Origin of the sequence: Streptomyces dengpaensis (genome assembly GCF_002946835.1) — a bacterium.
GTDB classification, from domain to species: Bacteria; Actinomycetota; Actinomycetes; order Streptomycetales; family Streptomycetaceae; genus Streptomyces; species Streptomyces dengpaensis.
This window is the reverse complement of the sequence record NZ_CP026652.1, coordinates 8,025,236-8,038,642: the sequence shown is the minus strand read 5'-3', so window position 1 is coordinate 8,038,642 and position 13,407 is coordinate 8,025,236. Positions and strand designations below refer to the sequence as shown.

Sequence of the window (13,407 nt, the reverse complement as noted above, 5' to 3'; positions counted from 1 at the left end):
CTTCGGGTGCGGTCGCTCGCCGGGCGACCGCACTGGTCCGCTACTCGCCGGCGTACGCCTTCTCCAGGGCCGCGATGTCCAGCTTGGACATCTGGAGCATCGCCCGGGTCGCGCGGGCCGCCTTCTCCGGGTCCGGGTCACTGACCAGTTCGATGAGCCTGCGCGGGACGACCTGCCAGGACAGACCGTACTTGTCCTTGAGCCAGCCGCAGGGGCCTGCCTCGCCGCCGTCGTCGACGAACTTGTTCCAGTGGTAGTCCACCTCTTCCTGGTCGTCGCAGTGGATCTGGAACGAGATGGCCTCGTCGAACGTGAACTGCGGGCCTCCGTTCAGCGCGACGAACTTCTGTCCGTTGGCCACGAAGTCGACGGTCACTACGGAACCGGCGGGTCCGGGCCCGGCCTCCGTGTAGCGGCTGATGTTGCCGAGCCGGGAGTTCTTGAACGTCGAGACGTAGTAGTGAGCGGCCTCTTCGGCCTGGTTGTCGAACCACAGACACGTGGTGAATCCGTCGGCGGGCATGCCTACCTCCTCGGGCGGAAAACATCGTCACATCTGTCGACTGATCGCCGCCCGAAAACTCATCGGCGGCCTGACGACGCGCGCCGCCACGGTACCCGGCACGGCGAGGACACCCCCCTGAGCTGGGCAATATTCGAGCGCTCCCGGCCACGACGGGAGCTAGCATCCGCGGACATGACTTCTTCGGACGACCTTCGGCTGAGCCCCTTCCGCATCGGCTTCCCGCAGAGCGACCTCGACGACCTCCACCAGCGCCTCGACCGCACCCGCTGGCCCGACGCACTGCCGGGGGTGGGCTGGGCCTACGGGATCCCGCGCGACTACCTGGAAGAGCTCGTACGGTACTGGCGGCACGACTACGACTGGCGCGCCGCCGAAGCGCGGCTGAACGAATGGCCGCAGTTCACGACGGAGATCGACGGAGCGCGGATTCACTTCGCGCACATCCGCTCCCCCGAGCCGGATGCGACGCCCCTGATCATCACGCACGGCTGGCCCGGTTCGATCGTCGAATTCACCGACGTCGTCGGGCCGTTGACCGATCCGCGGGCGCACGGCGGCGATCCGGCCGACGCGTTTCATCTGGTCGTACCGAGCCTTCCCGGATTCGGGCTCTCCGGGCCGACGCGGGACACCGGCTGGGAGCACCACCGGGTGGCCGCCGCGTTCGCCGAACTGATGGAACGCCTGGGCTACCGGCAGTACGGGGCCCAGGGCGGCGACTGGGGCGCGGCCGTCTCCCGCGAACTGGGCCGGGCCCACCCCGAGCGCGTCATCGGCGTCCATCTCAATCTGCTGCCGGGGTCCTCGGCTGCGGCCGAACCGGAGCCCGAAGAACTGGCCGAGCTGAGCCCCGCCGAGCGTGAGCGCACACTCCTCTCCTGGCGGCGGGGCCAGGAATGGCGCCGCGACGAACAGGGGTACGCCGACCTCCAGTCGACCCGGCCGCAGACGCTCGCATACGCCCTCACGGACTCGCCGGTCGGCCAACTCGCCTGGATTGCCGAGAAGTTCAAGCAGTGGACGGATGCGCGGGACCGCCCCGAGGACGCCGTCGACCGGGATCTGCTGCTGACCAACGTGATGCTGTACTGGCTGACCGGCACGGCCGGTTCGTCCGCCCGTATCTACTACGAGCGGGCCCACGCGGACTATCGGGTGCTGTCGTCCGAGCCGTCGGCCACCCCGACCGCTCTCGCCGTCTTCCCCCGGGAGAACTTCGTGCCGCTGCGGCACCTGGCCGAGCGCACCGACAAGATCGTCCGGTGGACCGAATTCGACCGGGGCGGACATTTCGCCGCGATGGAGGAGCCGGATCTGCTGATCACGGATGTGCAGGCGTTCTTCCGGCAACTGCACGCGACCGCTCGAGAGGCCTAGATGGACGTGGATGTCATTACCTTTTACCGTTGCGGGTAACGGCTCGACGACGCCAGGGGGTGATCTGCCGTGGGCGTCTTCAGCCGGCTGCTGTCCGAGCGGATCATCTTTCTCGGCACGGAGATCGACGACGGGGTCGCGAACGTCGTCATCGCGCAACTCCTCCATCTGGAGTCGGCGAGCCCGGAGAGCGAGATCGCGATCTACATCAACTCGCCCGGTGGTTCCTTCACTTCACTCATGGCGATCTACGACACGATGACGTACGTGCAGGCGCCGATCTCGACGTTCTGTGTCGGGCAGGCGGCCTCGACGGCGGCGGTGCTGCTGGCCGGGGGCGATCCCGGGCGGCGGTTCGTGCTGGAGCACGCGCGCGTGCTGCTCGGCCAGCCCGCGAGCGGTGGGCGGCAGGGCACGGTCTCGGACCTCAGCCTGCAGGCCAAGGAAATGCTCCGCATCCGCTCGCAGGTCGAGGAGGTTCTCTCGCGGCACACGCACCACAGCAGGTGCATGACTTCGAGCATCGCGCCGACGTTGGACCGGCACAGGATCGCGTTCCGGTTCCTGGACGCGTTCGAGGCGGGTGCTGATCGCCGGGGTGCCGGTCAGCCGGATCCGGGAGTCGACGATATGCAGCCACCGGTTGGCTTCCTCGGCGAGCGCGGAGCCGAAGCGGAAGGACTGGGACAGGGCCAGCTGGGTGCCGCCGAAGGCGCTCATCACGTCCCGGGCTCCGCGCCAGCCGTAGATCGCCTGGGCCGAGTCGCCGACCATCACCCGCTGGCTGTGGTCGCGCTGGGAGTTGAAGATCTTCTCAACGACAGGGTTGGTGTCCTGGGCCTCGTCGAGTAGCAGGAAGTCCGCTTCGATCCTGGGCTCGGTCAGGGCCCAGATCTTCAGGTAGTGGTCGTGGTCGAAGCGGACGACGCCCTCCTGCGGGTTTTGGACGTCTTCCCACGCCCGATTGGCGTACGGCAGCACAACGTCGACGAGCTGGGCGTGCAGGTCTTCGGCTTCGATGCCGCGCAGGCGCGGGACGTGGTGGCGCTGGATGGTGCGGTCGGCGGACTGGCAGAAGCGGGTCACGGTCCGCAGCACCGTGTACGAGAGCGCCTTGTTGGTGACGTTCCGCTCGCCGATGCGGATGCGCATGTTGACGGCGATGCCCACGGAAGCACCGGTCTTCCAGCCCGGCACCCGGGGCGCGTTCATCCGGGACCCGTACGTGGGGGCGCCGGAGACCCAGGTGCCACCTGTGCGGTTCGCGTTCTCTACTGCGGCGTCAACATCTTCATCACCGGTCCGCACTCCTGCTGAGAGCTTCAGGACAAGTAGGAACGACATCGCCGCCGAGCCTCACGTACCCCTAGGGGGTATGATGTCGACTCCGGCGATCGATAGCTGCAGGTGGATTTCCATGACGATGCGGGCAGCTCGCGGCAACGGCACGGCCGTCCGCTGGGCGTACGGGGTGTTCCTCACCCTGTGCGTCGCACTGGCCGTGCTCGTCCACCACGAGACGCCCGCGGCCGATGCCTCATCTATGCGGGGCTCCCCGTATGCCACCCATGAGATGGCGGCCGAGGCCCCGCAGTCCGTCTCGCAGCCCTCCGCGTACAGCGCCGACTCCGGTGGCTGTGCCATGCCGGGAATGCAGCACTGCGCCACGGCGAGCGTCGGCACCGTACAGCTCGTCGTGCCCCACCGGAGCGAGTACGACCCGCTCGTGCACCTGCCGAAGGCCGTGGCGGCACGCGCACCCGCCGGTGTGACCGGTCGCGCCCCGCCCGACCTGTCCGTCCTCTCTCAACTGCGCAGATAGGCCGCGCCGGACGGCGCGCGATGTGCCGTCCCTCCGCGACCACATCGGCAGTTTTCCGCAGAGGACACAACACCATGAACAGCATGAACCGCCGCTCCCTCCTGTTCACCGGGCTGGGCGCCGCCGGGGCCGGCGCGCTCGCCGCGTGCAGCAGTGGCTCTGGCAGTAGCACCGCCCTCGTCAACCCCTCCGGCTCGGCGGTCGCCGCGTCAGAGAAGAAGCGCACAAGCACCGGACGGCAGCAGAAGCTCACCCTCACCGCGGCGCCCGCCGTCATCGACCTGGGTGGCGGCGTCATGCCCAAGACCTGGGCCTTCGACGGCCGCACCCCGGGCAAGGAGGTCCGGCTCTCCGTCGGCGACACCCTGGTCGCCGAGCTGTCCAACCAGCTCCCGGACAAGACCACCACGTCGATCCACTGGCACGGCCTCTCGCTGCGCAACGACATGGACGGCGTACCGCCCGCCACCCAGACCGCGGTCCGGGCCGGCTCCACCTTCAGCTACCGGTTCATCGCCGACGCCCCCGGCACGTACTTCTTCCACCCGCACGTCGGCGTCCAGCTCGACCGCGGCCTGTACGCCCCGCTGATCGTCGAGGACCCCAAGGAGCCCCTCACGTACGACGACGAGTGGGTCATCGTCCTCGACGACTGGGTCGACGGCGTCACCGGCACCCCCGACGAGGTCTTCGCCGAAGTCAGGCAGGGCATGGGCGGCATGGACATGGGCAGCAGCTCAGGTTCCGGCAGCTCGGACGGCCACGACATGGGGGACATGGACGGGATGGACATGGGCGATTCCGCGTCCCCCTCCGTTTCGGCCTCCGCCTCGTCCGACGGCATGTCGATGAAGTTCATGCTCATGGGAGCCGAGAGCGACCTCCTCGGCGGCGATGCCGGGGACGTGAAGTACCCGTACCACCTGATCAACGGCCGCGTGCCGGCCGACCCGGACGTCTACACCGGCAAGCCCCGCGAGAAGGTGCGGCTGCGGATCGTCAACGCGGGCTCGGACACCGCCTACCGGGTAGCCCTCGGCGATCACAAGCTGACCATCACCCACACCGACGGCTTCCCGGTCCGGCACCAGGAGGTGGACGCCCTGCTGGTCGGCATGGGTGAGCGGTACGACGTCCTCGTCACCCTCGGCGACGGAGTGTTCCCGCTCGTGGCCCTGGCCGAGGGCAAGGACACTAACGGCCTGGCCCTGGTGCGTACTGGCTCCGGGAGCACGCCGTCCGCGAGCGTCCGCCCGAAGGAACTCGACGGCATGATCATGACGGCGTCCCAGCTGCGCGCCGCCGACGACGTGCGGCTCAAGTCCGCCAGGACCGACGTCACGCACCAGATCAAGCTGACCGGCGGCATGCACGGGTACAACTGGGCCATCAACGGCAAGCCGTTCGACATGAGCGATCCCGAGGCAAACCCGATCCTCCTCGAGGAGGGGCAGCGGGCGAGGCTCGACTTCGTCAACGACACCGACATGTGGCACCCGATGCACCTGCACGGCCACACGTACCAACTCGGCGGCTCCGGCCCGCGCAAGGACACCGCGATCGTGCTGCCCAAGAAGAAGCTCTCCGTCTTCTTCGACGCCGACAACCCGGGCCAGTGGATGCTGCACTGCCACAACGCGTACCACGGCGAGGCCGGGATGATGGCGAACGTGGCCTACCAGGCCTGATCTCCCGCGCGCGTCGTTCGGAACGTCACGCTGCAGCTGACGGTCGAGATGGCCATCGAGGAGCGTGGAGGCGTGCATGTACGCACGCGAGGTGCACCGTTCCTCGTCACTGAGCCAGCGCGGCTCTTCAGGGGGTGACGTGTTCATACACCCCACTGCACGAGGCTTCTCCCGTCACCACGACGTCTACGTGCGGATCGCCACTGCCATGGTGCTGTCCGGCGCGATCGGCCTGTCGGCGGGTGATGTGCGTGGCCCTCTCAGGCCGCGCTCGCGCTCCTGAGCACGCGTGACAGTCCCAGTGCCGCCGTCCGTACGGCGGGGGCGAGCCGGGCAGGGTGGTAGCGGGCCACGGGAACGGCCACCGACAGAGCGGCCACCGCGGTGCCGCCGCCGGCGAAGACCGGGGCGGCGATGCAGCTGACGCCGAGCGCGGCCTCCTGGGTCTCGTACGCCAGGCCCGACACCTGGGCCTGCTCGATCTCGGTGCGCAACCGCGCGGGATCGGTCAGCGAGTGCGGGGTCAGGCGGGGGAGCAGTGTCTGGAGCGCCTCGTCGAGCAGCCCGGGCCCGGCGAAGGCCAGCAGCGCCTTGCCCACCCCTGTGCAGCTGAGCGGCAGACGGCCGCCGACGCGGGACGGCAGCGGCAGCACGTCGTGGCCGTGGATCCGCTCCAGGTACACGACCTCGTGGTTCTCCCGGATGCCGAAGTGGACGGTCTCCCGGGTGGCCTCGAACAGGTCCTGGAGGAACGGCAGTGCCGCCTCCCGCAGATCCAGGCGCCGCGGCACGAGCGTGCCCAGCTCGAAGAGTTTCCCGCCCAGGTGGTACACCTCGCCCGAGCGTTCCAGCAGCCCCAGGCGCACAAGATCGGCAGCGAGCCGGTGGACCGTGGTCTTCGTCAGCCCTGTCCGCCTCGCGAGTTCCGTCAGACGGTACGGCCCCCCGGTCTCGCGGAAACAGTCCAGGACAGAAACTGCCTTGTCCAGCATGTTGCCCGCCGAGTTGTTCCGTGTCACGGAACAGAGTTTGTCGCTTCCTCGGCGGCACGTCTATACCGAAGGGGTCGGCATCGCCGATGTCCGTGTCTCGTCCTCGTACCGGAGGTTCCGCATGCCCGCGCCCCGCGCTCGTTCGTTCCGAGTCCTGGGGCGGTGTTCATGAGCGCCGCCTCCGTTCCCGACTCGGTCCACAAGTTGGCCGACATCCTCGCGCAGGCCGAGCAGACCGGCATTCCCTGTGTCCCCATACGCGACCAGCTCGCCGAGGGCGGTATCGCGGACGCCTACGCCGTGCAGCGGGTCAACATCCAGCGTCGGATCGCTCAGGGCCGTCGTGTCGTCGGCCGTAAGATCGGTCTGACCTCACCGGCGGTGCAGCGACAACTCGGTGTGGACCAGCCGGACTTCGGCGCCCTGCTGTCCGACATGGCGGTGCCCGACGGCGGGGTGGTCCCGGCCGGGCGGCTGCTCCAGCCGAAGATCGAGGCCGAGGTCGCCCTTGTCCTGGGCGCGGACCTGCCGCACGCGGAGACCACCGTGGCGGACGTGCTGCGCGCCGTCGACTTCGCGCTGCCCGCCCTGGAGATCGTCGACAGCCGGATCGCCGACTGGGACATCACCATCGTCGACACGGTCGCCGACAACGCCTCGTCCGGCCTGTTCGTGCTCGGTGGCGCGCCCGTTCCGCTCACCTCGGTCGATCTGCGCTCGGTCCGTATGACCCTCACCCGCAACGGCGAGAAGGTCTCCGAGGGGTCCGGGAGCGCCTGCCTGGGCGGCCCGCTCAACGCCGCCGTCTGGCTCGCCTCGGCCCTTGCCGCGATGGGGGACCCGCTGCGCGCGGGCGACGTCGTACTGACCGGCGCGCTGGGCCCGATGGTCCCGGCCGCGCCCGACGACGCCTTCGAGGCCCGGATCTCCGGTCTCGGCTGTGTACGCGTCGGATTCGCCCCCGATGTTCCCGATTCCTCCGTAATCCCGGACCAGGGAGACACCCAGTGAGCAGTGCGCAGTCCGTCGGCCGTACGAAGGTCGCCGTCATCGGCTCGGGCAACATCGGCACCGACCTCATGATCAAGGTGCTGCGGCTCTCCGAGAGCCTGGAGATCGTGGCGATGGCCGGCATCGACCCCGCCTCGGACGGTCTGGCGCGGGCCCGCCGCCTCAAGGTCGCCACCACCCACGAGGGCGTTGAAGCCCTGGTGAAGATGGACGAGTTCGCCGACGTCGAGATCGTCTTCGACGCCACCTCGGCCGGCGCCCACCGGCACCACGACGAGGTGCTGGGCGCCCTGGGCCGGACCCTGATCGACCTCACCCCGGCGGCCATCGGCCCCTACGTGGTGCCGCCGGTCAACGGCGACGCGCACCTCGTCGCTCCGAACGTCAACATGGTCACCTGCGGCGGCCAGGCCACCATCCCGATGGTGGCCGCCGTCTCGGCCGTCACCCCGGTCCACTACGGCGAGATCGTCGCCTCCATCGCCTCCCGCTCCGCGGGCCCGGGCACCCGGGCCAACATCGACGAGTTCACCGAGACCACCGCCTCCGCCATCGAGGCGGTCGGCGGTGCGGCGCGTGGCAAGGCCGTCATCGTCCTCAACCCGGCGGAGCCGCCGCTGATCATGCGGGACACCGTGTACTGCCTGGTCGGCGACTGCGACCGGGACGCCGTACGGGCCTCCGTTGAGCAGATGGCCGACACGGTCCGGACGTACGTACCGGGCTACCGCCTCAAGCAGCGGGTGCAGTTCGACGACGTCGCCGCCGACGACCCGCTGCGCAGCCTGCTCCCCGCCGGGGCCGCGCACGGCCTGGCCACGAAGGTGTCCGTGTTCCTAGAGGTCGAGGGCGCCGCCCACTATCTGCCCGCGTACGCGGGGAACCTCGACATCATGACCTCCGCCGCACTGCGCACCGCGGAACGCATGGCCGCACACCGCCCGACCCGTGAGGTGGCCCGATGAACCCGATGAACCCGGTGACCACGCGGCCCGACACCACGCCCACGCTGTACGTCCAGGACGTCACCCTGCGGGACGGCATGCACGCCGTCCGCCACCGCTACACCGTCGAGCAGGCCCGCACCATCGCCGCCGCACTCGACGCGGCGGGAGTCGCCGCCATCGAGATCGCCCACGGCGACGGCCTGGCCGGCTCCAGCATCACCTACGGCATCGGCGCCCACACCGACTGGGAGTGGATCGAAGCCGTCACCGACGCCACCCACAACGCCGTGCCCACCACGCTGCTCCTGCCCGGCATCGGCACCCTGCACGACCTCAGGCAGGCCCACGCCCTCGGCATCGCCTCGGTCCGCATCGCCACCCACTGCACCGAGGCCGACATCTCCGCCCAGCACATCGCCGCCGCCCGCGAAATGGGCATGGACGTCGCCGGGTTCCTGATGATGTCCCACATGGCCGAACCCGCCGAACTCGCCCGCCAGGCCAAGCTGATGGAGTCCTACGGCGCCCACTGCGTGTACGTCACCGACTCCGGCGGACGGCTCACCATGGACGGCGTCCGCGACCGCTTCCGCGCCTACCGCGACGTCCTCGACCCGGCCACCGGGCTCGGTATCCACGCCCACCACAACCTCGCCCTGGGCGTGGCCAACACCGTCGTCGCCGTCGAGAGCGGCGCCGTACGCGTCGACGCCTCGCTCGCCGGGCAGGGCGCGGGAGCGGGCAACTGCCCGCTGGAAGCGTTCATCGCGGTCGCCGACCTGATGGGCTGGAAGCACGCCTGCGACCTGTTCCCGCTCATGGACGCCGCCGACGACCTCGTACGACCGCTGCAGGACCGTGAGGTCCGCGTCGACCGCGAGACCCTCAGCCTCGGCTACGCGGGCGTGTACTCCAGCTTCCTGCGCCACGCCAAGGCCGCCGCGAAGCGCCACGGGCTCGACACCCGCAGCATCCTGGTCGAGGTCGGCCGCCGGAAGATGGTCGGCGGCCAGGAGGACATGATCACGGACATCGCGCTGGATCTGGTGAGCCATGGCCCTGTGAGCCCGTGAGCCCGGGGCCTTGGGCTCGTCAATGGGCGTGCGCACCCACGAGGTGGACAGGACCGTGGGGATCCAGGCAGTGGGCCCGCTGGCCGGTTTCGGACTGCGCGACGGCGGGTGAGTGGTCGACCTGGAGCGTGACGTGGGTGACCTCGTACTCCGTGTGCAGGACCTTCTCCAGGTCCTGGCGCACGGCGTGGCAGTCGGCACCGGGTGCTGCGAGGACGTGCGCGGACAGGGCAGGCTGGCCGGAGGTGATGGCCCACACGTGCAGGTCGTGAACTTCGGTGACCGACGGACGGCCCACCAGGCGGTCACCGATGTCGTCGGGGTCCAGACCGGCGGGTGCCGCTAATGAGGATCACCCCGACCTCTCCGACGTGCTCCCGGCTCACGGACCCGGGTGGAGCGTGGTGAAGTGGTCGAACTGGTCGACAGCTGGCGCCCGGATCGGCGCGTTCGACGGCAGGGCGGTTGCGGTGCACCACGAGTGGCAATCCCGCCTGCAGGGGGCTACCGGATCGAGGGTTCTCCCGACCACGGCGTCCTGCGCATCGTGTCCGAGAACCCATGCCAGCCTTGCTCGAGGGGCCGAACAACCCGCAGCACACCGTGGTCGGCGTAGTGGTCCCCGCTTGCGGGGGGGGGCAGAGTCTGCTGTCGGCGGGGGAGTTGCGTTTTCAGCTGGAGGGGCTGGCGGGGCGGGTTCACCCCGCACCCTGCCGACCGGAACATCCCCGCACCCCCCAGCTCCGCCTCCGCCCGGCGGACATCACCCACCAGCCCCCTGCAGATCCGGCATGTGTTCCTGCATCGGCCTGGCGGGGTTTCCGCCCCACCGCGCATGCGGGGGGACCGTCTCGCCCTTCATAAGAAAGGAATCGGGGGCAAGTACCATGCCCTCGCCCAGCGTCACGCCGTAGTGGACGAAGGAGCCGACCCCGAGCGTGCAGCCGGCCCCGATGGTGCAGCCCTCCATCTTGAAGGCGCCGTCCTCCTGCGAATGGCACTGGATCCCGGACCCCGAATTGAGCGTGCAGTCGTCCCCGATGGTGACCAGCGACCGCTCCGAAATGTCGAATCCGTCGTCGAACACCCTGCTGCCGACTTGGGTGCCGAGCAGCCGCCAGATGACGTTCTTGAACGGGGTGCCATTGAAGAAGGTGATGCGCTCGGTCCCGGCAGCGACCTTCCAATAGCGCTCGTGCCTCCAGAAGCTGAGGTCGTAGATCGAGCAGTACAGCGGCTTCACCTTCTGAATTGCCGTGATGGTACGTTCGGCCAGTACAAAGTGGGCGACGCTGAAGGAGAGCCCAAGGAGACTGGCCAGCGCAGCTGCCGAGGAGCCGAGCGAGTCGTAGAGGTCCACGGCAAACGCAGTGATCACGGTCAGCCCGAACAAGTGGGACCACTGCAACAGCAGGTACAGCCCGGCGGTGACGGTATTGTGCTTGTTCTTGGCGGCGAGGCAGCGGCGCTGTTCCTCCCCGCTCTTCAGATGGTCGAACATGCTGTCACGTTCGACCGTGCGGGGTATCTCGAAGCTGGGTGAGCCCAGCAGGCCGACGCCTTCCCGGATTTCACCGTCGACGGGCACCATGACCTTCGTTGCGAGGAGGCAGTTGTCACCTGTTTTTCCCTGCGGGGGGTAGGCGATCTGGTTGCCGAGAAAGCTGTGGCTCCCGACGGAGACGGGGGACACGCGGAAGGCGGTGCTGGAGAACTCGGCATTGAGGACCGACAGTCCGTCGGCGACCATCGTTCCGGTGCCGACCGAGATCAGAAATGGGTTCTCGTGCTTTACTTCTGTGCCGAAGTTCGAGCCGGTCTGTTCGACCCGGGAAAGGTCGTACCCGATATAGCGCAGATAGTGGACAATGGCGGAGCTGTCGCCGAACAGGTGCCTGAAGAACTTTCGGTTGGTCATGACCGCGATCGTCCGGTGGACCCCGTAGTGGAAGCCGTACAGTGCATAGACCTTGCCCGGCTTGATGGCGAGGTTGAGGAGGCGAGGCACCGTGCCCACAACAAGCAAGGAGAGGAGCGCGGAGCCGAAGAGGAACACGGCGGAGACGACCAGTGCATTGCGGTAGAACGTCCAGCTCGTGAAGGCCAGCGGCCCTGGGTCGAGGAGCGCCGTGAACTGCGGGAGCGCGGTGAACACCACGATCGTGGTGCTGACCGCCAGCGGAACGTACAGCACCTGCATGGACAGCAGTTGCAGCACGCAGTAGGCCACTCTCCGCCAGATGCCGCAGTCGGCCGAGTCGGCCATCCGGTAGTCCGTTCCCGCCGCCCGCTGGGCCGGAGAGCCGTGCCAGCACTCGCCGGCCGGCACCGCCTGCCCGGCGTGCAGGCCGGAGGCATGGCCGAGTTGAGAGCCGTCGCCCATCGAGGTCTCGATGTCGATCACCGTGATCTCGCCGACGAAGACGTCCTTCCCGAAAGTGACGGCACCCGTCTGGATCAGACCGGAGTGGGCGCGATAGCAGGCGATGGACGAGTCCTTGCGGATGACCGTGTTGTCGCCGATCGTGAGCAGGTCGGTGCATACCGGAACGCTCCGCGAGAAGATCGCGACGCCCCGGCCGATCTTCGCGCCGAGCGCCCTCAGATAGAGCGCATAGAGCGGCGAACCGGCGAACAGGACCAGCGGGCTCGACCGGATCAGACTCTTGACGCACCAGAAGCGGAAGTACGCCAGGCTCCAGACCCGGAACTGCTGGGGCTTCCACCGCCCGATGAGTGCCCATTTCGCCAGGATCGGGACGACACACAGGCCCAGGAAGGTCGCGCTGCTGAAGACAACCGCCCTCAGATATATATCGATCAGGGCCGAGCCGGCGTAGATCCATACCAACCCCCGGACCGCCACCCACGCCGTGAGAAAGGAATAGCCGAGGAAGAACAGGAACTGCAGCGTCCCGCAGAGAAGGTACTCCGCCGTGCTGACCGGTGTTGTCGGCTCGATCACCGCCGGGACCGAAGGTTCTTCAGGATCGGGAGCGGAATCCCCGAGTGCCGTCACCAGACTTCTGATCGTCGGGTACCGGTAGATGTCCTTCATCGACACCGGCGGCAGATCAGCGCGCTTTCTGACCCGGGCGCAGAACTGGGCCATCACCAGGGAGTCGGCCCCGAGATCGTGGAAGAAATGGCTGTCGACGGGCACCTGATCGACGCGCACAATGCCAGCCAGAAGTTCGGCCATGAGGCTTTCGGTCCCGATTTCCGGGTCGGCGTTTCCGTGCCTGGCGATTGACGATTGATCCGGATCGGCTGTCGAAGCCTCGACGGATTCTTCCAGCATGCGAGCTCCTTGATGAGAAATCGACTACCATCGGCCAGTGCGGCTGGCGCCCGGCGTCGACGTGCTCCGGCAACAGCCGGAGCGAGCAATCCGGAAGCCACAGGTCGTGCGACGCTTCTCAGTCGCAAAACTGTCTTTACATCTTGTCTCCGTTTACCTTTGGGCCGTGTAGTCCGTGGTCGGGTCTTAGTTTCCGTCGTCCACAGTCGGGTCGCCACTCGAACTCGCCTGCGTGAGCACGGCAGTAGGAAGTTGCCATGGCTCCGGCTCGGCCGAATGCCTCAGAGGGAGAACGCCCCCCGAGTTTGCGGGAGAAGATCCGGATCCTCGAGCGCGGCAACGACATGGTGCTGGCCGCCCACGTCACGCCGTTTTCGGGCGGACGGTTCAAGGCCGTGACGGTGGAGTCGGTCCGCTTCGCCGACCCGAGCGTGTCGACTTCCGCTTGCTGCGCGGCCCGGTCCCGCACGTCGTCGAAGCGTTCCTCCTGACCGAGCAGCCGGCCGGCACCCGTCTGGTCTACGAGGGCACGCTGGGCACGGACCTGTGGCGGGCCGGAGCCTGGTGGGGTGCGAAGGTCGCCGGCCGCTGGGAGGCGACTGTCGCGGCCTCACTCGCCTCGGTCAAGGAGGAGGCGGAGCGCCGGGCCCAGAGCTGATCACGGACGCGT

11 protein-coding genes and 4 pseudogenes are annotated in these 13,407 nt (G+C 68.4%); 9 read left to right on the top strand and 6 right to left on the bottom strand.

Annotated features, from left to right (window positions below):
- Nucleotides 1–40 precede the first annotated feature (40 nt).
- A complete protein-coding gene (locus tag C4B68_RS37490; protein WP_099502187.1) occupies nucleotides 41–523 on the bottom strand; it encodes a VOC family protein in 483 nt (160 codons plus the stop codon).
- A gap of 174 nt (nucleotides 524–697) precedes the next feature.
- On the opposite strand from C4B68_RS37490, the gene C4B68_RS37485 reads away from it, so the two are divergent.
- Together C4B68_RS37485 and C4B68_RS37480 are read left to right on the top strand one after the other, a co-directional pair.
- The gene (locus tag C4B68_RS37485; RefSeq protein ID WP_099502188.1) at nucleotides 698–1,903 is read left to right on the top strand and encodes an epoxide hydrolase family protein; all 1,206 of its coding nucleotides are present in this window, start codon (nucleotides 698–700) and stop codon (nucleotides 1,901–1,903) included.
- Nucleotides 1,904–1,978: 75 nt separating this feature from the next.
- Nucleotides 1,979–2,455: pseudogene (locus C4B68_RS37480) on the top strand (ClpP family protease); the annotation flags it as partial.
- A gap of 234 nt (nucleotides 2,456–2,689) precedes the next feature.
- On the opposite strand, the pseudogene C4B68_RS44905 reads toward C4B68_RS37480, so the two are convergent.
- Nucleotides 2,690–3,055, bottom strand: a pseudogene (locus C4B68_RS44905) (DNA helicase); the annotation flags it as partial.
- A gap of 265 nt (nucleotides 3,056–3,320) precedes the next feature.
- Between C4B68_RS44905 and C4B68_RS37470 the strand changes: the two are divergent.
- Complete coding sequence (locus C4B68_RS37470) at nucleotides 3,321–3,725, top strand: DUF6153 family protein (RefSeq protein WP_099502189.1); 405 nt, start codon at nucleotides 3,321–3,323, stop codon at nucleotides 3,723–3,725.
- Nucleotides 3,726–3,799: 74 nt separating this feature from the next.
- The gene (locus tag C4B68_RS37465; protein ID WP_099502190.1) at nucleotides 3,800–5,413 is read left to right on the top strand and encodes a multicopper oxidase family protein; all 1,614 of its coding nucleotides are present in this window, start codon (nucleotides 3,800–3,802) and stop codon (nucleotides 5,411–5,413) included.
- Nucleotides 5,414–5,437: 24 nt separating this feature from the next.
- Here C4B68_RS37465 and C4B68_RS43800 read toward each other — a convergent pair.
- Both C4B68_RS43800 and C4B68_RS37455 read right to left on the bottom strand, forming a co-directional pair.
- A pseudogene (locus C4B68_RS43800) lies at nucleotides 5,438–5,560 on the bottom strand (MarR family transcriptional regulator); the annotation flags it as partial.
- Between the two features lie 113 nt (nucleotides 5,561–5,673).
- Nucleotides 5,674–6,405, bottom strand: a complete 732-nt coding sequence (locus C4B68_RS37455; RefSeq protein WP_099502335.1) for an IclR family transcriptional regulator — start codon at nucleotides 6,403–6,405, stop codon at nucleotides 5,674–5,676.
- A 168-nt stretch (nucleotides 6,406–6,573) separates the two neighbouring features.
- Between C4B68_RS37455 and mhpD the strand changes: the two genes are divergently transcribed.
- Genes mhpD through dmpG form a run of 3 tightly spaced genes read left to right on the top strand, consistent with a single transcriptional unit; the run spans nucleotide 6,574 to nucleotide 9,436 of the window.
- Nucleotides 6,574–7,416 (top strand): 2-keto-4-pentenoate hydratase, encoded by an 843-nt coding sequence (gene mhpD / locus C4B68_RS37450; RefSeq protein WP_099502336.1) that lies wholly within the window; start codon nucleotides 6,574–6,576, stop codon nucleotides 7,414–7,416.
- Nucleotides 7,413–8,381, top strand: coding sequence for an acetaldehyde dehydrogenase (acetylating) (locus tag C4B68_RS37445; RefSeq protein ID WP_099502191.1), 969 nt, complete (start codon nucleotides 7,413–7,415; stop codon nucleotides 8,379–8,381). The genes mhpD and C4B68_RS37445 overlap by 4 nt, the downstream gene beginning before the upstream one ends.
- Entirely contained in the window at nucleotides 8,378–9,436 is a 1,059-nt protein-coding gene (gene dmpG / locus C4B68_RS37440; protein ID WP_240634601.1) for a 4-hydroxy-2-oxovalerate aldolase, read from the top strand. The genes C4B68_RS37445 and dmpG overlap by 4 nt, the downstream gene beginning before the upstream one ends.
- 19 nt (nucleotides 9,437–9,455) lie before the next feature.
- Here dmpG and C4B68_RS37435 read toward each other — a convergent pair.
- Nucleotides 9,456–9,779, bottom strand: a pseudogene (locus C4B68_RS37435) (cation transporter dimerization domain-containing protein); the annotation flags it as partial.
- A gap of 420 nt (nucleotides 9,780–10,199) precedes the next feature.
- On the bottom strand, nucleotides 10,200–12,737 hold the full coding sequence (locus C4B68_RS37425; protein WP_099502193.1) for a Pls/PosA family non-ribosomal peptide synthetase: 2,538 nt from the start codon (nucleotides 12,735–12,737) through the stop codon (nucleotides 10,200–10,202).
- Between the two features lie 305 nt (nucleotides 12,738–13,042).
- Between C4B68_RS37425 and C4B68_RS42250 the strand changes: the two genes are divergently transcribed.
- A complete protein-coding gene (locus C4B68_RS42250) occupies nucleotides 13,043–13,228 on the top strand; it encodes a hypothetical protein (RefSeq protein ID WP_104880037.1) in 186 nt (61 codons plus the stop codon).
- Nucleotides 13,183–13,395, top strand: a complete 213-nt coding sequence (locus C4B68_RS37415) for a hypothetical protein (RefSeq protein ID WP_099502194.1) — start codon at nucleotides 13,183–13,185, stop codon at nucleotides 13,393–13,395. Before C4B68_RS42250 ends, C4B68_RS37415 begins: the two co-directional genes overlap by 46 nt.
- Nucleotides 13,396–13,407 lie beyond the last annotated feature (12 nt).